The 20,433-nt window shown below is 58.7% G+C and carries 19 protein-coding genes; 10 read left to right on the forward strand and 9 right to left on the reverse strand.

Features of this window, described 5'->3' with window-relative positions:
* Nucleotides 1-70: 70 nt before the first annotated feature.
* Nucleotides 71-514 (forward strand): redox-sensitive transcriptional activator SoxR, encoded by a 444-nt coding sequence (soxR, locus tag AAC060_RS15895; RefSeq protein WP_339828171.1) that lies wholly within the window; start codon nucleotides 71-73, stop codon nucleotides 512-514.
* A 183-nt stretch (nucleotides 515-697) separates the two neighbouring features.
* Here soxR and smc read toward each other — a convergent pair whose 3' ends face one another.
* The 4 genes from smc to AAC060_RS15915 all read right to left on the reverse strand — a co-directional run bounded on the left by smc (nucleotide 698) and on the right by AAC060_RS15915 (nucleotide 6,347).
* Nucleotides 698-4,135, reverse strand: coding sequence for a chromosome segregation protein SMC (smc, locus tag AAC060_RS15900; RefSeq protein WP_339828106.1), 3,438 nt, complete (start codon nucleotides 4,133-4,135; stop codon nucleotides 698-700).
* Between the two features lie 71 nt (nucleotides 4,136-4,206).
* Nucleotides 4,207-4,950, reverse strand: coding sequence for a thioredoxin domain-containing protein (locus AAC060_RS15905; RefSeq protein ID WP_339828108.1), 744 nt, complete (start codon nucleotides 4,948-4,950; stop codon nucleotides 4,207-4,209).
* Nucleotides 4,951-4,983: 33 nt separating this feature from the next.
* Nucleotides 4,984-5,667, reverse strand: a complete 684-nt coding sequence (locus AAC060_RS15910) for a thioredoxin domain-containing protein (protein ID WP_339828111.1) — start codon at nucleotides 5,665-5,667, stop codon at nucleotides 4,984-4,986.
* Complete coding sequence (locus AAC060_RS15915; RefSeq protein ID WP_339828113.1) at nucleotides 5,664-6,347, reverse strand: DciA family protein; 684 nt, start codon at nucleotides 6,345-6,347, stop codon at nucleotides 5,664-5,666. Before AAC060_RS15915 ends, AAC060_RS15910 begins: the two co-directional genes overlap by 4 nt.
* A 27-nt stretch (nucleotides 6,348-6,374) precedes the next feature.
* On the opposite strand from AAC060_RS15915, the gene AAC060_RS15920 reads away from it, so the two are divergent.
* Genes AAC060_RS15920 through AAC060_RS15935 form a run of 4 tightly spaced genes read left to right on the forward strand, consistent with a single transcriptional unit; the run spans nucleotide 6,375 to nucleotide 10,772 of the window.
* Nucleotides 6,375-7,442: an A/G-specific adenine glycosylase gene (locus AAC060_RS15920; protein ID WP_339828115.1), complete on the forward strand. Its 1,068-nt coding sequence runs from the start codon at nucleotides 6,375-6,377 to the stop codon at nucleotides 7,440-7,442.
* Nucleotides 7,439-8,782, forward strand: a complete 1,344-nt coding sequence (locus AAC060_RS15925) for a serine hydrolase domain-containing protein (RefSeq protein WP_339828117.1) — start codon at nucleotides 7,439-7,441, stop codon at nucleotides 8,780-8,782. Before AAC060_RS15920 ends, AAC060_RS15925 begins: the two co-directional genes overlap by 4 nt.
* A gap of 60 nt (nucleotides 8,783-8,842) precedes the next feature.
* Entirely contained in the window at nucleotides 8,843-9,748 is a 906-nt protein-coding gene (nudC, locus tag AAC060_RS15930) for an NAD(+) diphosphatase (protein ID WP_339828119.1), read from the forward strand.
* A gap of 1 nt (nucleotide 9,749) precedes the next feature.
* Nucleotides 9,750-10,772 (forward strand): glutathione S-transferase N-terminal domain-containing protein, encoded by a 1,023-nt coding sequence (locus AAC060_RS15935; RefSeq protein WP_339828121.1) that lies wholly within the window; start codon nucleotides 9,750-9,752, stop codon nucleotides 10,770-10,772.
* Here the strand turns inward: AAC060_RS15935 and AAC060_RS15940 are convergent.
* Complete coding sequence (locus AAC060_RS15940; RefSeq protein WP_339828123.1) at nucleotides 10,769-11,182, reverse strand: DUF1489 domain-containing protein; 414 nt, start codon at nucleotides 11,180-11,182, stop codon at nucleotides 10,769-10,771. The genes AAC060_RS15935 and AAC060_RS15940 overlap by 4 nt on opposite strands.
* Nucleotides 11,183-11,340: 158 nt before the next feature.
* Here AAC060_RS15940 and AAC060_RS15945 point away from each other — a divergent pair, with 158 nt between their 5' ends.
* Nucleotides 11,341-11,757: a hypothetical protein gene (locus tag AAC060_RS15945; RefSeq protein ID WP_339828125.1), complete on the forward strand. Its 417-nt coding sequence runs from the start codon at nucleotides 11,341-11,343 to the stop codon at nucleotides 11,755-11,757.
* Here AAC060_RS15945 and mgtE read toward each other — a convergent pair.
* Complete coding sequence (gene mgtE / locus AAC060_RS15950; protein WP_339828127.1) at nucleotides 11,747-13,156, reverse strand: magnesium transporter; 1,410 nt, start codon at nucleotides 13,154-13,156, stop codon at nucleotides 11,747-11,749. The two genes, AAC060_RS15945 and mgtE, sit on opposite strands and share 11 nt — an antisense overlap.
* Before the next feature lie 161 nt (nucleotides 13,157-13,317).
* Here mgtE and AAC060_RS15955 point away from each other — a divergent pair, with 161 nt between their 5' ends.
* Both AAC060_RS15955 and AAC060_RS15960 read left to right on the forward strand, forming a co-directional pair.
* Entirely contained in the window at nucleotides 13,318-13,767 is a 450-nt protein-coding gene (locus AAC060_RS15955) for a peptidylprolyl isomerase (RefSeq protein ID WP_339691210.1), read from the forward strand.
* A 9-nt stretch (nucleotides 13,768-13,776) separates the two neighbouring features.
* The gene (locus tag AAC060_RS15960) at nucleotides 13,777-14,340 is read left to right on the forward strand and encodes a carboxymuconolactone decarboxylase family protein (protein ID WP_339828129.1); all 564 of its coding nucleotides are present in this window, start codon (nucleotides 13,777-13,779) and stop codon (nucleotides 14,338-14,340) included.
* A 9-nt stretch (nucleotides 14,341-14,349) separates the two neighbouring features.
* On the opposite strand, the gene AAC060_RS15965 is transcribed toward AAC060_RS15960, so the two are convergent.
* Nucleotides 14,350-15,228: a LysR substrate-binding domain-containing protein gene (locus tag AAC060_RS15965; RefSeq protein WP_339828132.1), complete on the reverse strand. Its 879-nt coding sequence runs from the start codon at nucleotides 15,226-15,228 to the stop codon at nucleotides 14,350-14,352.
* A gap of 394 nt (nucleotides 15,229-15,622) precedes the next feature.
* On the opposite strand from AAC060_RS15965, the gene AAC060_RS15970 reads away from it, so the two are divergent.
* The gene (locus AAC060_RS15970; RefSeq protein ID WP_339828173.1) at nucleotides 15,623-17,899 is read left to right on the forward strand and encodes a CDC48 family AAA ATPase; all 2,277 of its coding nucleotides are present in this window, start codon (nucleotides 15,623-15,625) and stop codon (nucleotides 17,897-17,899) included.
* A gap of 9 nt (nucleotides 17,900-17,908) precedes the next feature.
* On the opposite strand, the gene AAC060_RS15975 is transcribed toward AAC060_RS15970, so the two are convergent.
* Both AAC060_RS15975 and AAC060_RS15980 read right to left on the reverse strand, forming a co-directional pair.
* Nucleotides 17,909-19,270: an MFS transporter gene (locus AAC060_RS15975; protein WP_339828134.1), complete on the reverse strand. Its 1,362-nt coding sequence runs from the start codon at nucleotides 19,268-19,270 to the stop codon at nucleotides 17,909-17,911.
* Between the two features lie 17 nt (nucleotides 19,271-19,287).
* Nucleotides 19,288-19,608 (reverse strand): antibiotic biosynthesis monooxygenase, encoded by a 321-nt coding sequence (locus AAC060_RS15980; protein WP_339828136.1) that lies wholly within the window; start codon nucleotides 19,606-19,608, stop codon nucleotides 19,288-19,290.
* A gap of 126 nt (nucleotides 19,609-19,734) precedes the next feature.
* Between AAC060_RS15980 and AAC060_RS15985 the strand changes: the two genes are divergently transcribed.
* Nucleotides 19,735-20,340, forward strand: a complete 606-nt coding sequence (locus tag AAC060_RS15985; RefSeq protein WP_339828176.1) for a methyltransferase domain-containing protein — start codon at nucleotides 19,735-19,737, stop codon at nucleotides 20,338-20,340.
* The last annotated feature ends 93 nt before the right edge of the window (nucleotides 20,341-20,433 follow it).

Raw genomic sequence — 20,433 nt, forward strand, 5'->3', positions numbered from 1 at the left:
CCCCTCCACCATCCTGCGGATGGTCCCCCTCCCCATGCTGCGCAACGGGGAGGAAAACGAGGAAACGAACATGCCGCAAACCAAAGCGCTAACCATCGGCGACCTCGCTGCCCGCACCGGCCTGTCGGTCTCCGCGATCCGTTTCTACGAGGAGAAAGGTCTGGTCGAACCCTTCCGCTCGAGCGGCGGCCAACGGCGGTTTCTGCGGTCAGATATCCGCCGGCTCAGTTTCGTCCTGATCGCGCAGCAACTGGGCTTGAGCATCGGCGAGATTGAACGCCTGCTCACCAACTTACCCCACGGTCGCACGCCGACCCAGGCCGACTGGACCCGGATCAGCAAGGCGATGCGCGGGGTGATTGACGCGCGGATCGCAGAACTGGAGCGGACGCGCGACCGGCTCGATGGCTGCATCGGCTGCGGCTGTCTGAGCCTGAAAAAATGCGCGCTTTATAATCCGGAGGACCGCGCGGGGCTCAAGGGGCCGGGGCCAAGGTTGGTTTTGGGGGATTGATAGAAACGGCCATTCCGTTGGCCCTGACCTTGTCGAAGGACGTTTATCGGCTAGAAAGTAGCACACCTACAGCCGATAGGCGGGGTTCGACAGGCTCACCCCTAACGGAATTTCAGTCACCATGAATGGATTCTGTTCGGCCTGAGCCTGTCGAAGGGGGCCGACCGGCAATCGGCCACAGCGTCACTCCGCCGCCAGCAACTCTTCCGCCGCGTTCAGATCGACCGACACCAGTTGCGAAATCCCGCGCTCGACCATGGTGACGCCGAACAGGCGGTGCATCCGGCTCATCGTCACGGCATTATGGGTGACGATCAGATAGCGGGTGCTGGTCTCGGCGACCATCTTGTCGAGCAGGTCGCAGAAACGCTCGATATTGGCGTCGTCGAGCGGGGCGTCGACCTCGTCGAGGACACAGATAGGTGCCGGATTGGTTAAAAATAGTCCGAAAATAAGTGCCACAGCGGTTAGCGCCTGTTCGCCACCCGACAGTAGGGTGAGCGAGGTCAGCTTCTTGCCCGGCGGCTGGGCCATGATTTCGAGGCCTGCTTCCAGCGGATCGTCGCTGTTGATCAGCTCGAGATGGGCCTTGCCGCCATCGAACAGAGTCGCGAACAGCCGCTGGAAATGCTGGTCGACTTCCTCGAACGCGGCGAGCAGGCGTTGGCGGCCTTCGCGGTTGAGGCTGCCGATCGATCCGCGCAATTGATGGATCGCCTCATTGAGATCCTGACTTTCCTTGGTCGATTTTTCCCATTCGCCTTCCAGTTCCGCCAGTTCGTCGGCGGCGACCAGGTTGACCGGTCCGATCCGCTCGCGGCTGAGGGATAGCCGTTCGAGTTCGGCTGACTCCTGCGATGCATCGCCAACCGTCTCCTCGTCAAATTCAAGCTTCTTTGGGAGAACGACAGCAGGGCATTCGAATTTCTCGGCCGAAATCCGGCCCATTTCCATCCGGCGCAGATCCTGGTTCTCGGCGCGGGCTTTTGCTCCGGCGCGCAGCTCACGCGCCTGGCTGAGCATTTCACTGGCCTGGTTGAGCCGGTCTTCATGGTCGCGCTGCGCCAGTTCTGCGGCCTGCAGAGCGGCGTCCTTCTCTACCACTTTTGCGTTTAACGCTTCCTGCCGTTCTTCCAGCTTGGTGACTTCGATCTCGATCACCCGCGGCCGGTCTGCCAGATTTTCGACTTCGGCTTCGATCATCGCGCCGCGCTTGGCCATTTCCTTCATCCGCGCTTCGGCTTCGCCCGAGCGATCCTGCCACGAACGGATTTGCGCGCTGGCGACCGCTTTCTGTTCCTTCACCTGCGCGAGCCTCTGGTCGATACCGGAGAGAGCGGCTTGTGCGGACATGACCCGTTGCCGCGCCGCGTCGCGCTGATCCTGCAAGGCCGCCCGCGCCCGTTCCTGTTCCGCGCCATCGGGCTGGCTGGCGCGTTCCTTTTGCGCTGCTTCCAGTTCGGCGAGCGCGGCTGCATTTTCCGTCTTTAGCGCGGCATCCCGTTCGGCGAGGCTGGCGGTGCGCTTCTGCAGCCAGGCCAGCGCTTCTTCCGCCTGATCGGCTTCGCGCAAAGCCTGACGCAGGGCTTCCTCGGCATCGCGCCGCGCGGTCCGCGCTTCACCAAGCCGGGTTTCGATCGCCGACATTGCTTCGCGGCCCGCGACTAGTGTCGCTTCTGCCGCTACAACCTTTTCCTCGGCCGGAGCCAGCATGTCCTGCAATGCGCGCAGGCGATTGGCGCGGACCAGCCGTTCGGCGCTGGCATTGCCGTCATCGCGGGCAACAAAGCCGTCCCAGCGGCGCAGGGAACCTGCCTTGGTTACGAGCCGCTGGCCGACCGACAGCGCCTGGCCATCGTCGCTATCGGCGACAAAAATCTGGGACAGACGATTGTGCAGTTCGCCGGGAGCCTGCACCTGATCGAGCAGGGTTTCTGTTCCGGCGGGTGGTGCGCTTGAAGTAGTGACATCTGCGCCGCCCCAGAAGCGGTCGCCGTCCTCGCCGATCGACGCGAGCAGATCATCGCCCAGCGCCGCCGCCAATGCCCGTTCATAGCCCGGTGCCGGTTTTACCTGATCAATCGCCTTGTGCGCGCTTTCGACCTTCGACAGTTCGCGATCGAGCGCGTGATGTTCGGAGCGCAGTCCGGCGAGTTCCGCATTCAGCGTGGCAAGGCCGGATTGTGCGGCATCGCGCGCCGCAGTGGCCTGAACCCGTTGTTCCTCGAGCGCGGCGATCTTGCCGCCGCTGCCGTCTGCCGTTGTTTGCGCCGCTTCCCGCATCGCAATCGCTTCTGCGAGCGCGGTCTGCAGCTCTGCCTCGTCGCCCATTTCGGCGCGTTCGGCGTTGAGACGATCCAGTTCGACGGCCAGCCGGTCATGGCGGGCCTGCGCCGCATAAACGGCGGCATTGGCGACTTTAATCTCTGCCTGAATGCGTGCTTCTTCGGCAACGGCCTTGGCGAGTTCCACTTCGGCTTCGCTCGCGGCCCGCTCGGACCGTTCGGCATCGCGTTCCAGCTCGGGTCGTTCCTTGGTCAGGCCGGATAATTCGGTCGACAGTCTTTTTTCGTCCTGCTCGAGACGGTCCAGCGCCTCCATCGCATCGCGGGTCAGCTGGTCTTCGCGCGCATTGTCATCGTGGATGCGTTGGGCTTGCGCCTGCAGGTCAAGCAGTCGTGATTTCAGATTGTCGCGTTCGTTGGTCAGGGTCAGCAGCCGGTGGCTGGACTCGCTCGCTTCTTCCCGCGCCCTCTGGACTTCGTTGCGCAATATGCCGAGCGCCTTGGCGCTTTCATTTTGCGCGGATACAGCGGCTTGCTGCTCGCTTTGTGCTTCACTGACCTTGGCTTCGGCGGCCTCCGCTTCGGCTCTGGCGATATCGGCGGCGGCGGCGGCCTCTTTCCAGCGCGCGTAGATCAGGCGGCCCTCGACGGTGGTGATTTCACCGCTCAGCTTGCGGTAACGCTCTGCCTGTTTGGCTTGCCGCCGGAGATTGGCTGCGCGCTGTTCCATGTCACCTAGAATATCATCTAGGCGGGCGAGATTCTTCTCCGCAGCGCGCAATTTCTGCTCGGCATCCCTGCGCCGGACGTGGAGGCCGGAAATGCCGGCGGCTTCCTCCAGCATTTCGCGTCGCGCTTCCGGCTTGGAGGAAATGATGTTGGATATCTTGCCCTGGCTGACGAGGGCAGGGCTGTGCGCGCCTGTGGCGGCATCGGCGAAGATCAGCGCGATATCCTTGGCCCGGACGTCGGTGCCATTGGCGCGATAGGCGGAACCGGCGCCGCGCTCGATCCGCCGGACAATCTCAAGTTCGCTATCATTGTCGCCGACATGCAGCGACGATACGTCGTTGGTTTCGCGTTCGGCGGTCAGTGCGACTTCGGCAAATTGCCGTTCGGGCCGGTCCTGGGTGCCGGCGAAGATAACATCTTCCATGCCGGCGCCACGCATCGACTTGGCCGAGTTCTCGCCCATCACCCAGCGGATGGCTTCCAGAAGGTTCGATTTTCCGCATCCGTTGGGGCCGACCACGCCGGTCAGCCCCTTTTCGATGCGCAGCTCAGTCGGATCGACAAAGCTTTTGAAGCCCGAGAGTCTGAGCTTCTTTATTTGCACGAGGTCGACCCCGTGCAGACTGTATCAGTGACCAGATTCAATTCGCTCCCCTCTTGCGATTGGTCCGGCGCCTATCTTGCGCCTGCTTCCTTCAATTTGGTTTCAACCATGGCCCAGTTGGTGCCTTCTACTTTTTGACCATTGATCAGGAATGTAGGAGTTCCCTCGATATTAAATTCCTCGGCACCTTTCTGGGTGTCATTCATCAGCTTTTCAGATGCAGCCGTGTCAGCCAGACAGGCCTTGGCCTGGTCTTCGGAAATACCGCGCTGCTGGAAGAAGGCGATAAGCCCAAGCTGTTCGGCGAGGCGAACAAAGCGGACCTTCGGCTCGGATTGCAATATGCCGCTGTAGGTTGATTCTCCCATGCCCTGGGCTTTTTCAAACATCGTTGCCTGATAACCCAAAGCCTGTTCGGTCAGCGGGAAGAACGGGGCTTCACCGCCGCAGCGGGAAAGAAGGGCAGCGGTAAGATCCAGAGGATCGCGAACGAAATTGCGGATTTCAAAGCTTACCCGTCCGCTCTCGACATATGTGTCACGCAGCGGTGCAAAGGCCTGTTCCCCGAAATCCTTGCAGTGCGAGCAGGTGATCGACATATATTCGACCAGCTTGATCGGCGCATCGGGATTGCCCATGACAACGCCACCGGCTTCGGTTTTGGCAACCGTTTCGGACCATTTCTGTCCGGCAGGGGCTTCGACGGCTTCGACCGCTCCGGAAGAGCTTGCTCCGGCTTCGGTTTCGGTGGTTTCACCACAGGCGGTTAGCGCCAGAGCGAAAGCCAGAGGTGCAATATAGTTGAATGTGCGCATAGTCTGTTCCTGTTTTCTGAAAATATCGAATGTCTATTGCGGGAGGGTCGTCAATTTGGGTTTGAGGGCCGTCCAGCTATGGACTTCGGCCAGCGGCTGATCGGCGAGCGTAAAGCTTGGCGTTCCGCTTAGTTTGAGCGTGTCCGTGGCATATTTTGTCATCGCCAAGATCTTGTCCTGCTCGGCTTGATTCGAAAGGCAGGCGTCGATCTGGGACGCGGTAAAGCCGCGCCCTTTCATCAATGTGTCGAGACCGGCGGCCTTGACAATTTTCTTGAGCCGCTGCGGAACTGTGCCTTCGTTCATCGTTTTCATCACTTCCGGGGAAGTGGCCTGGAATTTCGTGAGCCAGGTCGATTGTTTCAGCAGCAGAGCGCGGTGGTTGCCGAAAAATTTGGTCCGTCCGCCGCAGCGCGCGAGCATCGCAGCCGAGAGGTCGATCGGGTTGAGAACAAGATTGCGGACTTCGAAGCTGATCCGGCTCTTGTTGACAAAATCCGTGGTCAGGGCGGCATGGGAATCTTTTTCAAATGCCGCGCAGTGACTGCAGGTGTAGCTCATATATTCGGTCAGCTTGTGCTTGGCGAGGGGATTGCCCATGACATGGCCGCCCATGGCCGACAGGGTGACCCGGTCGGCCTGCTGTGCGGATGCCGGTACGGCGATTACCGTTGCGGCCACCAAAGCCGAAGCAAGATACGCGCTTCTCAAGTTCATGTCTGGTCCTTCTTCTTGTCACCGCCGCCGATCTTGCCGACGACCTTTATACTCAATTGCGCATCTTTCTTAGGGTCCGCTTCCGCCTTTGCAACTGCCGATGCGAGCGATTCCAGTACCCGGTTCAACTCCGCATCGCCAATATCGCGCAGATTCTCGCCCAGCTGGATCGGCGCGGGCCTGAGCGAATGGGGCAGCGGAGTGCGCTTTTCCTTGTCTTTCTTGGGGGTTACGGTGCCTTGTCTGAATCTTATATGACTGACCGCACCATAGCCGAAGAAGCGGTTGACCCGTTCGATGATATCCGGCGCAATATGCTGCATCAGCGTCGCATAAGCGCCGGTAACCAGCAGATGCAAGGTACCGCCCTCCTTCTCGCCGCGCGGAAAGCGGATCGATTCGGGCAGGGATACGGCGGCATAGCGTTCGCCGACGATCTCCGCCCAGCGGCTGACCACCGAGCTCTGGATGAAGCCATAGCGGCGGAAGGCGGCTCGGCCGATTTCCGGGACCAGATCTGAGATGCTTTTCGCCGGACCGCCGCGCGGGCGCTGGTATTTCTGATATTTCTTGACTGTCGGCTTTTTCGGGGCTTTCCTGGGCGCAGCTTTGCCGGTGGCGGCGGTTTTCGCCTTTTCATTGCCCTTTTCATCGCCAGCGGTGCCAATTTTCTTCGTCATTATATCCTTTTATGGCATGGCGCGGCCATGGCCGTCGATAGTATACCCGCCAGAGCGCGTAAAATTTCCGTCAATATCGGTGCACATTATGTGGATAACGCGCGAAAACTGCCCTGGCGGTCTCCGCCGGGTAGCAATTTGCCCGATCCCTATCATGTCTGGTTGTCGGAAGTCATGCTGCAGCAGACGACCGTCGGTGCGGTCAAAAGCTATTTCGAGAAATTCACCCGGCGCTGGCCGACGGTTCAGGATCTGGCGGGGGCCGATGAAGCGGACGTGATGGCGGCCTGGGCTGGCCTCGGCTATTATGCCCGGGCGCGTAATCTTCGCAAATGCGCCGTGCATGTCATTGAGAATATGCATGGAATCTTTCCTCAGAAAGAGTCTGAACTCCTTAAATTGCCCGGAGTGGGCGCCTATACTGCGGCTGCAATCGCCGCCATTGCCTTTGCCGAACGAGCGGTGGTGGTCGATGCCAATATCGAACGGCTGGTGGCGCGGCTCTTTGCCATCGATACGCCGCTGCCCAAAGGCAAGGCTGAAATCCGGGCGGCGATGGATGCGATCACCCCGCGCCACGGGGCCGGGGATTTTGCCCAGGCCTGCATGGATATCGGAGCGACCATCTGCACATCGAAAAACCCGAAATGCGACATCTGTCCGGTGCAGAAACAATGTGCGGGCTTCAAGGCAGGCGACATGGAACGCTATCCCGTCAAGACACCAAAGAAAGCCAAGCCGGTTCGCCGCGCGCGGTTTTTCTGGATCGAGCAGCAGGACAGGATCCTGCTGGCGACGCGGCCACCAAAAGGCATGCTCGGCGGGATGCGGTCGCTGCCCGACGACGGCTGGGCTGCCAGCAATGACGGTCATGCCACGCCGCCGATGGCGGGCGAATGGCGCGTGCATGACAATATTGTTCAGCACAGCTTCACCCATTTTTCGCTTGAAGTCGATTTGGCTGTTTATCACGCCGGAAAAATGGTTACTAACATGGATGATAATATCTGGTGGCCGCTAGACAACATAGCGGAAGCCGGACTGCCGACGCTTTATGCGAAGGCTGTGGATTGGAAACTGAAGGAAGAAAAATGATCGCTGAAAAACCTGCCACATCTTCGCTTGGATCCGCTTTCTCCCGACGCTCGGTGCTCGGTGGTATCGGTGCCGGTACTTTTCTGGCTGCTATGCCGGCCACTGCCTTTGCCAAGGGAAATGCGGTCAGTTTCCCCGGACTGACGAAAATCATTAATGAATATGTCGCGGACAAGAAGGTCGCCGGCATGATGGCGATGATCGGTTTCGGTCAGGAGCAGCCGCAGGTAATTTCTGCCGGTACGTTGAAGCTCGGGGGTGACCGGCTGGTCGGCACTGAAACGCTTTGGCGGATGTATTCGCAGACCAAGCCGATTACCGGCATGGCGACGATGATGCTGGTCGAAGACGGGCTGATTTCTCTCGATCAGCCGCTGTCCGATATCTTCCCCGAATTTGCCGATATGCAGGTGCTGGTCGATCCAGAAGGCGCGATCGACAATGTCGAACCGGCCAAGGCACCGATCACCATCCGCCAGTTGCAAACCCATACTGCGGGGCTGGGCTATACGATCATATCGAAGGGCCCGATCCAGAAAGCCTATCTGGCCGCGGGCCTGACCCCCGGCCGCGTCAGCCGTAGCCCGATACCCGGCATTGACCCGGGCGCGCCGACGCCGGATATCATGACCTTCGTCAAGCGGCTCTCGGAACTGCCTCTGGTCTATCAACCCGGAACGCAGTGGAGCTATTCGCTCAGCCATGACGTGCTGAGCGCGGTGATCGAGAAAGTTTCCGGCAAGCCGCTCGACCAGTTCCTCCACGAACGGATGTTCGGACCGCTGGGCATGAACAATATATTCTACAATGTCCCTGCCGACAGGGCGATTGATCTGGCGGATAATTATGCGCCCTTCGCCGGCGCTCTGATCCCGATCGATCCCGGCGCGACCAGCATCTTTCTCGACAAGCCTGCCTTTGCCTTCGGCAGCACCGGTTTGGTCGGAACGGCTGGCGATTATGACAAGTTCCTGCAGATGCTGCTCGGTTTCGGCACCGTCGGTGGTATCCAGGTGATGAAGCCGGATACGGTGAAGCTCGGCATGTCCAACCTGCTACCCAAGACCGCCAATACCCAGGGCACATGGGTTGCCAATCACGGCTTCGGTGCCGGTGGCCGCTCTGGTCTGGGAACCGAAGTCAGTCCTGCCGGTACATTCGGCTGGGGCGGCGCTGCCGGGACATCGGCCTTTGTCGACACCGTCCGCGGACTGCGGGCTGGTGGCTATACTCAATATATTCCGTCGAACAGCTATCCGTTCCAGTCGGATTTTCCGAAATATGTCTATGCCGATCTGACCGGCAACGCTCAGGCGGGGGCGGGCAATACCAGTCCATAAGGGCCAGAAATTCTTTCCCTTTTGCCAGGGGCCACAAAATCAAAATGTCCGGGAGACAAGATGTCGATTGCTGAAAATACGATAGTGCCAACCTTTGCTGGCGGAACCCTTGATCGCGCCGATCAGGTGCGGGTCAATCCGGACAAGTTGCGCGCTGCGATGATGAACCCGCGAGCGAAGCTGCTCAAGCTGGATGGCCTGAACCCGGTTTTTGATGATCGTGGCGAACTCGCCTGGGGCGCCGCCTATGAAGCGTCGCCGGACCATGATCTGCTGCTGCTCGGCATCGAAGGCGACACGCCTTTCTTCGCGGAGCTGAACGGGGCAGGGGATGCCGGACCGGCGGCCAATAGGGCGCTTTGGCAGACACTGGGCGGATTGCCCGCTGATCAGGCGGCGATTTATGCGACAGCGCGCAGTCTCGTCGACTGGCACGCCCGCCACAAATTTTGTGCGCAATGCGGCAAGCCGACCGAGTCCCGCAAAGGCGGCTGGGCGCGGCTTTGTGATAGCGAGAAAGACGGTTGCGGAGCAGAGCATTTTCCGCGCACCGATCCGGTGGCGATCATGCTGTCGGAATGCGAGGGCAAGGTTTTGCTCGGCCGCCAGCCGCGTTTCCCGCCGAAAAGCTTTTCCGCACTGGCCGGATTTCTCGAGCCGGGCGAAAGTATCGAAGGCTGCGTGAAGCGCGAATTGTTCGAAGAAGCCGGGATTCATGTGCGCGATGTGCGCTATGTCGCGAGCCAGCCATGGCCGTTCCCTTCATCACTGATGATCGCCTGCACCAGCGTCACCGACGATCCGACGCTGACTCTCGACGAGGAAGAGATCGAGGAAGCGGCGTGGTTCTCGCTCGACGAGGTCAAGGCCGCCATGGCCGGTGACGCCGGTGCGCTGTTTGTCGCACCGCCGCCATTTGCAATTGCTCATGATCTGCTCAAACACTGGGTGGATGGAAAGGCCTGATATGATCGACCGGCTCGAACTCATGGGCGCGCCGGGTTCTCCCTATACGCGCAAAATGCTGGCGCTGCTGCGCTACCGGCACATCGCTTATAATGTCATCTGGGGCGGCGCGATGGGCGCTCCGGACGGCTATCCGAAGCCGAAGGTGGCGTTGCTGCCGACCTTTTACTTCCGCGATAGTGACGGCGATCTTGAAGCCGTAGTGGATAGCACGCCGATCATCCGGCGGCTGGAACAGGAATATAGCGGGCCTTCGGTCATTCCCAAACATGAAGCGCTGCGCTTTCTCGATCTGCTGATCGAGGATTATGCCGATGAATGGATGACGAAAGTCATGTTCCATTTCCGCTGGGCGTTTCAGGCGGACGCCGAACATGTCGGGCCTCTGCTGATCCATTGGGCCAATCCCGAACTGCCGGACGAACAGGCGAGCGCGATGGCAGCGCAATTTTCAAAGCGCCAGATTGACCGGCTCTATGTCGTGGGATCGAACGAGATCACGGCGAAAACTATCGAGGACAGTTTTGTCCGGCTGCTCGGTCTGCTCGACCGCCTGATCCAGCAACAGGGTTTTGTTCTGGGAAGCCGGCCATCCTCCTGTGATTTTGCACTTCATGGTCAATTGACGCAGCTGACCCAGGTCGAGCCGACATCAATGGCGCTGACCCAGAAATATGCGCAGCGCGTGCGCGCGTGGGTGGACCGGATGGATGATCTGTCCGGGCACAAGGGTGGTGAATGGCTGGCTGACAGCCAATTGGGCTTGCTTCAGGGTCTTCTATCGGAAATCGGCCGGACCTATGCGCCCTTTCTGATCGCCAACGCAGCAGCCGTCCAGTCCGGTGCCGACACGGTCGAGGCCGAAATTGACGGACGGAAATGGCAGCAACCGCCATTTCCCTATCAGGCAAAATGTCTGGTCGCGCTGCGCGAAGCCTATGCGGCGCTCTCCGGTGACGCCCGGACGCAGGTTGACGGCGTGCTGGCGGGAACGGGTTGCGAAAGTCTGTTTGTGCAGACCTAAACCAGCCCCAAGCTGGCCAGTTCGCCCAGCATCTCGGCTGGCATATCTTCTGCGCCTTCCGCGCCGTCACCAAGATCGGGCGGGGCGTCTTTCTCTTCGAAATAGCGCCAGCCCTGATGGGCGCGTTTGGGGATTGGCTGGACGGCGATAAGCCGCGGCTCCAGCCGGATCCATTGCCGCCCTTCGCCATTGTCCATGAAGCCGATGATCGGCGAGCGGCCGACAATTTTCTTCGCGTGGATCCAGTAGAGCGAGCCGCCGACCATTTCGGCGTGGCGCTTTGGCAGATAGCGGGTGGTGAGACGCGCTTCGCCGCCTGTGGCCTTATTGTCCTTGTGGGATTCGAGCCAGTTTCGCAGCGTTGCGGGGCTTTCGCTGCGATAGGCTATTTTCGTCATATTGAGTGGCATGGCTAACATCTGTGGGCGACGACCGGTTTAGTCAAGCGCCTTACGGCCAGCTTTTACCTGAATCGATGAGACTGAGCCATGACATCACGCAAGTTAGTTATTGCAAATGATTATCAATATCATATTATAGGGAGAATCAAATATCGAGGAGATGGAAATTGGGTGAAATTCTAGAGAAGCTGGCGATGCCATTGCCGGACATCCGGATGTTGCCATCAGTGGAAGCGCGACTGATCATCGCATTCCGGGTGGCGGTGATGGCAAGCCGGAACAATTATGACTGCTGGGACCAATTGTCCGCGCGACTGGGTGGTGATCGGGCAACGACGCGCATTTTGATTGTCGCGGAGACGATCGGATTCGCCTGGCCGGAGCCGTTTCAGATCGGACGCCCCTGCTGCTCGCTAACCACCCCGGACGAGATATGGCTGCTCGCCGCCATTCGTCTCGCTGCTTGCGAAAACCGGCCCGGTTTCGATACGCTCAGTTGCGAAATGATCGGCGATGGTGCGCGGGAACGGATATATAACGACCTGCGCAATTTTGTCGGGGTCTATACCGATACTAGAGGCTGACCATCCCGCTGCCCACGGCAAGGCTGAGAAAAGCGAGGAAGCCCATCGTGTCGGTAATCATGGTGACGAAGACCGAAGAAGCGAGGGCCGGATCCTGATCGAGCCGGTCGAGCATCACCGGAACGAAAATGCCGGCAAATCCGGCGATCACGATATTGATCAGCATGGCCACAGCGATAACCCCACCGAGCACCGGATTGGCGAAGACCAGACCGGTGCCGAGCCCGACCAGGACGGCAATCGTGGCGCCGTTGAGCAGGGCAATGCGGAATTCACGGCCGATAATCCGGCGGGTGTTGGAGCGGGTAAGCTCGTTCATGGCGAGCGCGCGAACGGAGACGGCCATGGTCTGGGTTCCCGCATTACCGCCGATCGACGCCACGATCGGCATCAATACCGCAAGCGCGACCATCTGTTCGATTGCAGCGCCAAAGATCGCGATGACAAAGCTGGCGATCAGCGCCGTCGCCAGATTGGCGATCAGCCAGCGCACGCGGGCGATGTAGGAATTCCGGATCGGTTCGTTGATATCGCCGTCGCCGGCACCGGACAGCAGCAACACGTCTTCGCTGGCCTCGTCCTCGACAATATGGAGAATGTCATCGACGGTGATCATCCCGATCAGGCGGCCGTCATCATTGATGACCGCGGCCGAGATCAGATTATATTTCTGGAAGCGCAGCGCGACTTCTTCCTGGTCCATATTGACCGGGATCAGCGACTGCTCGCGCTTCATCACATCGGCAATGGCGATATCGCGCGGGGTCCTGAGGATCCAGCTGAGCTGGCAGGTGCCGATCGGGCGGAAAGCCGGATCGACCACATAGATTTCCCAAAATTCCGTGGTCAGATCGTCATTCTTGCGAAGATAGTCGATCAGATCGCCAACCATCATATGTTCGGGCACCGCGACAAATTCGCGTTGCATGATACGACCGGCGGTTTCTTCCTCATAGGTGAGGGCGCTTTCGATCGCGGCGCGGTCTTCGGCATCCAGTTCGGCCAGAACCGCCTGCTGCTCGCCCTTTTCCAGATCCTCGATGATCGCGACGGCGTCATCGGTGTCGAGCTGCTCGGTGAGGTCGGCAATCTGGCTCGCGTCAAGCGCGTCCATCAGATCTTCGCGAACATGCTCGTTCATCTCGGCGAGCACGTCGGCGCTGACCAGATCGCCTAGAGCGGCGGCCAGCGGTGCGCGTTCATCCGCATCAATCAGCTCGAACAGATCGGCAATGTCGGCATTGTGCAGCGGGTTGACCAGTTCCTGCGCCAGGGTGGAATCATTGTCTTCAACCGCGTCGGAAACCGAGCGCACAAATTCGTCGGTTAGCCGGTTGTCCTCGTCGAGGACATCTTCCCGGACGATTTCGGCGTGCGGGGCGTCGTTGATCTCGGTCATCGCGAAGCTCCCCTACTGTGCGCGTTCGGCTGCTTATTAGTCGCTGCAACGTTGCAATTGCAATCTTTTGTGACATTTTACCCAAGGCAGGGTGATTTTTCTGACCATGCTGCCTATATGCGGCCCATGATCGATTCAATGAACGAAAAGGAATAGACAAGATGGCGCACGAAAAAATGACTTTCCACCTCGATACAGGCGATGTTGAAATCAAGCTCCGCCCCGACCTGGCTCCAAACCATGTAGAGCGGATCACCGAACTGGCAGCCGAAGGCTTTTATGACGGCGTTGTGTTCCACCGCGTCATCAACGGCTTCATGGCACAGGGCGGCGACCCGACCGGTACCGGCATGTCCGGCAGCGACAAGCCCGATATCGCGCAAGAATTCTCCAAAGAGCCGCATGTCGAAGGCACATGCTCGATGGCCCGCACGATGGACCCGAACAGCGCCAACAGCCAGTTCTTCATCTGCCTCGACGATGCAGGTTTTCTTGACGGCCAGTACACGGTCTGGGGCGAAGTAACCTCCGGCATGGAAGCGGTTCACGCACTGCCAAAGGGCGAACCACCAGCGAAGCCAGGCGCGATCAAGTCGGTCACACTGGCTTAATCATCCGAAATGCGTCTCGATAAACCCAGGATCGCCCCGCTCGCCGAGTCAGAACTCGGGCACGAGCACAGGGCGATGCTGGGCGAGCGCTTTCGCTCCGGAAAAATTCTCAATATCTTCCGGACGCTGATCAAGGCGCCGAAAGCCTTTAAAGCGTTCATGTGGTGGGGCGGCTATATCCTGTCCGGCCATAATGACGTTGCTGCACGCGAACGCGAGATCATCATATTGCGCACCGGCTTCAACTGGAAATCCGGCTATGAATGGGCGCAACATGTCCGCATCGGTAAAGACTGCGGTCTGACCGATGAGGAGATCGAACGGATCAAGGCTGGCCCCGATGCGCCGGGCTGGACTCCTGTCGAGCGTGCCATGTTGCAGGCAACCGACGAACTGACCAGCGACGGCCATGTGTCGGACGCCACTTGGGAAGCGCTTTCGGAGCTGACCGAAAAACAGCGGATGGATCTGGTTTTGACCGTGGGTCAATATAGTCAGGTATCGATGCTGCTGAACAGCTTTGGTGTGCAGCTCGACGACGATCTCGTGCTGGACCCCGATCTTACCGCCTAGATCCCGACCCTACAGGTTCGCTTGTACTACCCAGTCATGAAAAATCCGGACCGCCCGGTTCTTCATGTCGCGTTTGCGGCATACAAACCAGTAGCTGTAGGGACTGTCGACCTGATGGTCGAACAGCCGAACCAGCCGCGGATCATTGGCGTCAGAGAAATGGCCGCCGTGCATGATCGCGATGCCAAGTCCCTGAGCCGCTGCTTCCAGCATCAGGGGGCCACTGTCGAGATGGTCGATACCGGCTGGCTGCAAATCCGGTAGTCCTACCGCTTCCTTCCACTGGTCAAAGGCCCGGGTCATATTACTGTGGATCAGGATATTGTGATTCTGCAAATCCTCAGGACGTTTGACCGCATTCGGTCCCTGCGTCAGTTCGGCGGATCCAATTGCGTAAACCTTGTTGCTGTCCAGTTTTACCGAATAGAGATTGGGATCGACATCATCGCTGATGATGATCGCTGCATCGACGGCGTCGCCCAGCATATTCTCGGCATGGGAGGACGTATCGACATCGATATTCAGTTTGGGATATAGTTTTTTCAGCTCTGGCAGCTTCGGAAACAGGCGAGTCGCTCCGAACAGCGGCAGAACGCCGAGGCGCAGGCGCATATCCCCGCCGGTCACGGTCATCTGGTCGACCGCTTCACCGATGGTTTCCATCGCCGGAGCAACGGCTTTCAGCAATGATTGACCATCCCCGTTGAGCACCATCGACTGGTTGCGCCGCTCGAACAGGGGTTTGCCGATATGATCTTCGAGCGATTTGATTCGGCGGCTGAGGGCAGGGGCTGACAGAGCCAGTTCTGCTGCTGCAGCCTTGGAAGAGCCGAGACGGGCTACACGAATGAAGGCCTCGAGGGCACGGAGGGGAGGAAGACGGCGCATAGAATAACCAATATTGTTGTTGAATTAGCTTTGTGCAACGCAAAATGAAGTTGGAATCGGGACAATGGCGGAAAACTGTCGCTAGCATTAATGATAAGTTGCAAGTTGTGCAACCCGCAATGTTCTTTTCGCACTTGCACAATAATAGGTTCCGCTGCATTTAGGATGAGCCTTTCAGGCATCCTCTCCTAAAAACTTTTCAGGCCAGTTCTTCGGAACTGGCCTTTTTTTTTGGCGGAATTCCGCCAAGCGACCGTTCAATCGAAAATCAGAGTCGCATATCGGCATCGCGATACCTATCTTATTGGAAACAACCGAAACGATATTGAGGAGATACGCCCCCGTGTCCGATCCAGCGCCGAATAAAGACAAGCCGAAAGATGATGGCAAGCAGTTGAAACTGCAAGTTGCCAATGCCAGGCCCGAGGACAGTGGTCGGGGTCTTGCCCGGCTGTCCCGTGATAATCTAGGAAAACTGGGACTGATCGAGGGTGATGTTGTCGAGATCATCGGCAAACAGACAACGCCAGCGCGCGCTGTTCTGCCTTATCCGGAAGATGAAGGGCTGGATTTTGTCCGGCTCGACGGCCTGCAACGCGCCAATGCCGGAGTCGGAGCCGGTGACTTTGTTGAAATTCGCAAGGTCGAATCGAAGCCGGCTAAGAAAGTTGTTTTCGCTCCGGCCCAGAAAGACCTTCGTTTGCAGGGCAATGGCGGTGGCCTGAAGCGCAGCTTCATGGGGCGTCCGCTAAAGGCGGGTGACTTTGTTGCAACCCATGGCCAGCAACAGGTGGATCGTGGCGATATGCCGCCGCAACTGCGGCAAATGCTGGCGGCTCCGGCTTTTTCTCTGACACAGATACGACTCAACGTCGTTTCGACGGTGCCCAAGGGCATTGTCCATATTGACGAAGAGACGGAGGTCGAACTTCGGCCGGAATATGAGGAATCGACCGAGCACCGGCGCGCCGACGTCACCTATGACGATGTTGGCGGATTGCATGAAACGATCGACCAGCTCCGTGAAATGGTCGAGTTGCCGTTGCGCTATCCGCAACTGTTCACCCGGCTTGGCGTCGATCCGCCACGCGGCGTGTTGTTGCATGGCCCTCCGGGTACCGGAAAAACCCGGCTTGCCCGCGCTGTTGCCAATGAAAGCGAAGCGGAATTTTTCCTGATCAATGGTCCGGAGATCATGGGGTCCGCTTTTGGCGAGTCGGAGAAGAAACTCCGCGAAATATTCGATGCCGCGACCAAGGCTGCGCCTTCTATCCTGTTCATCGACGAGATCGATTCGATCGCACCGAAGCGCGGACAGGTGCAGGGCGAAGCAGAAAAGCGCCTTGTTGCCCAGTTGCTGACCTTGATGGATGGTCTTGAATCGCGGGTTAATCTGGTGGTTATTGCGGCAACCAACCGTCCCGAAGCGATTGATGAAGCGCTACGCCGCCCCGGACGTTTTGACCGGGAAATCATCGTCGGCGTGCCCGATGTTGCTGGCCGCCGCGAGATTTTGGGCATCCATACCCGCGGAATGCCGCTCGACAAGGCGGTCAATCTGCAAGAACTGGCGCGCACCACTTACGGTTTTGTCGGCGCCGATCTGGCCGCGCTGACCCGGGAAGCGGCGATTGAAGCCGTGCGCCGGATCATGCCCAAGCTCGATCTGGAATCGGAAACCGTACCGCCGGAAGTGCTCGATGAACTGGTTGTGCAACGGCATGATTTTGTCGAAGCGCTGAAACGGGTCCAGCCATCGGCGATGCGCGAAGTCATGGTGCAGGTCCCCGATGTCCGCTGGGAAGATATCGGCGGCCTCGACGACGCGCAGATGCGACTGAAAGAGGGGATTGAACTCCCGCTCAAAAATCCGGAAGCCTTCACGCGACTGGGTATTCGTCCAGCCAAGGGCTTCCTGCTCTATGGTCCTCCGGGAACCGGCAAGACCTTGCTGGCGAAGGCGGTCGCGCGCGAAGCCGAAGCCAATTTCATCGCCACGAAATCGAGCGACCTGCTATCCAAATGGCATGGCGAGAGCGAGCAACAGATTGCCCGTCTCTTTGCCCGGGCAAGGCAAGTCGCGCCAACCATCCTGTTCATTGACGAGATTGACAGTCTGGTTCCCGCGCGTGGGGGTGGCATGGGAGATTCCCAGGTTACCGAACGGGTGGTCAATACCATTCTTGCTGAGATGGACGGTCTGGAAGAAATGCAGTCGGTCATCCTGATCGGTGCGACCAATCGTCCCGGTCTGGTCGATCCGGCGCTGTTGCGGCCAGGCCGGTTCGATGAACTGGTCTATGTTGCGGTTCCGGGCAAGGCTGGACGTCGCCGCATATTGGCGATCCATACGTCGAAAATGCCGCTGGCCAAGGATGTCGATCTTGACGAGATGGCAGAGAGCACTGACCGTTATTCAGGCGCGGACCTTGAGGATCTTGTCCGTCGGGCAGGGCTTCACGCGTTGCGCGAATATGGCGGTCTGGTCGAGACAGTGCAGATGAAGCATTTTGAAAAGGCGCTGGAAGACAGCCGTGCTTCGGTGACGCCGGAAATGGAGGAAGAATATTCCAAGATGGATTCACAGCTGAAGCAAAATGCCATGCGGGTCGAACCGATCGGTTTTGTGGCTCCGGGAATGTTGACGCCGATCAGGGACAGCAAACATTAAACCCTGACCCTATTGGTCGGTAATCATCCGGTCATCGGGCTCGAGGGCCTTGAAGCCCCAGCCAAAGAGGAACACACAGACGGTTGTTGCCACCCAGAAAGGCAATGGGCCGGCATAGGTGTAAAGCAGGACACCGATCGCGGGAGAGGCAATGAAGGCCATGCCATTTGCCGACGCGACAATGCCGGCCACGCCGTTCTGTTCCGATCGTCTGACGGCAAGCGAGGCGCCGGCGGTGAAGCCCGGGCGGAACAGGCCAAAGCCCAGTGACGCCACGGCGAAGCCGATGATGATGCCGTGCAGATCATGGGACAGGCCGATGATCAGGCAGCCCAATGCTCCCAGCACCATGCCCCATAATATCGAGGTCCGCGGCCCCATTTGCAGCAACGGGATCAGGCCCCATTGTGCCAGCAGGGTTGCTGCCGCGCCGGACATCAGTACGATGCCGGTCATCTGGATTCCCGTTTCCGGGTCACCGCGCAAGCCCAGCCGGTCGAGGATTAGAAAACCGACCACGCCCAATATCAGGGCATGGGCGTTGCCGCCCAATATGCCGGTGATCAGCCATGGCTTGATCCGTTCATCACCCCAGCGCAAGCGGGGCGGCAGACTGGCTTCCTCTTCGGTGGAATCATCCTCTTCCTTCAGGCTGCCGGAGGAAGGCGCACTACTATAAGGCTCCGACGTCACCACGCCACGTGCCTGAAAGCCGGGATTGTCGTTGGGCAGTTTCAGCGCCAGCGCCACCATCACCACTATGCCGATTGCGGCAAAGGCAAACATCGGGCTGGAAAGACCCAGAACCGGAAGGATCAGCAATGGCGCAACGGCCGGACCGACAATGGTGCCAAGGCCGAAGGACGATGATATCAGGGATAGCGCCTTGGTCCGGTCGGCGCGGGCGGTTCGGGCGGCAACATAAGCCTGCACCGCTGGCGGGGCAGCTGATCCCAGGCCACCATAAAGACTACGGAAAAAGGCGAACAGGACAAAGGTCCATATCGCACTATACCAGCCGAGCAGTCCCAGAAACAGTGCCAGACCCGCTAATGCAAAGGAGGTCGTAAAGCCGATCATGCCGAGGCGCATAAGCGCTTTCCGGCCACGGTGATCGGACTGGCGCGCCCATTTCGGAGCGGTATAGACCCAGAGCAGGGCTGACCAGCTGAACGCCGCACTGACCCAGAAATCGGGTATATCAAGCTGTGTCCCGATCGTCGGCAATATCGATTGCATGGCCGTGTTGCCGGATGCTGTCACCAGCATGACCGAGAACAATACCGCCATGCGGGTACTGTCGATCGGTTTCGCATCGGGAACGGAAGAAGCTATCCGCTCTAGCGGTTCAATATCGGGTGAATCGGCCATGGATTTCCTATGCCACGCTATTTCTGCCAGTCATAGGCTCGTTCGATGCGGGCGACATGAAGACTATATTCGCTATACCATTCTCCGCGACCCCGTTCGCGGATGACTATATGATCCGGGTGGTCGCGCCATGCTTTGGCGCTGCCGTCATCGCGCCAATAGCTAACGGTAATCCCCATGCCATCCGCCGACCGTGCATGGTCTTCTCCAAGATAGCCGGGTTGCTGTGCTGCCAGTTCGGCCATTGCCGCCGCTGCGCTTTGATAAGCCTCGTCTCCCGTGCCGGTCCGTTGTGCGCAAAATATGACCGCGATCGAGTCTGTTGGATGAAGCTGCATCGCCCTCTTTTAGCCGGTCAATTGTAACGGGCAAGCCGTATTATATTTGTCACCGGTGCTGTAACGCCCTAGTAAGACAGTTTGATCTGGTACCGGAGGAATGAGTTGACTAATAGTGTCGCGAAAATGAAGTTTATCGATCGCATCAAGTCGCGAGTGGAGCGGCGTCTCGGGCCCTGGGGTGTATTCTTCAAGGGCTTTCTGAAGCATCCGGTGATGGTCGGTTCGATCATGCCGTCGTCGGACATCACGATCAAGAAGATGCTTGCGCCCGTCAAATGGGATGAGTGCGATCTGTTCGTCGAATATGGTCCGGGTGTGGGGACATTCTGTCGCCCCGTGCTCGAACGGCTGAAGCCCGGCGCAATGCTTGTCGTGATCGACCTGAATCCCGATTTCATCGATTATCTCGGCAAAACCATCCACGACAGCCGTTTCTATCCGATCCACGGGTCTGCGGCGGATGTGCAAAAGATCATCAGCGAGCTCGGACACGAGAAGGCCGACTATGTCCTTTCCGGCCTGCCTTTTTCGACATTGCCTGATCAGCTCGGCCCCAAAATCGCCAAGGAAACCTACGAGGTTATTCGGCCTGGCGGGGCGTTTCTCGTCTACCAGTTCGTCAAGAAGGCGCGCGACTTCATGGAGCCGCATTTTGACCATATCGACAGCGGTTATTCCTTCTGGAACATCCTGCCCTGTCATCTGTTCTGGGGCTGGAAGACAAAATAGGCGTTCGTCGATGGTCGAATGCCGTTTGTCGAAGCCAATGCCCTGCAAGTCCCTGTTTACCGGCATGTTCGAAGCCATGTCACTCACGTTTTG

It is taken from the genome of uncultured Parasphingorhabdus sp. (assembly GCF_963975555.1).
In the GTDB taxonomy this organism is placed as follows: Bacteria; Pseudomonadota; Alphaproteobacteria; order Sphingomonadales; family Sphingomonadaceae; genus Parasphingorhabdus.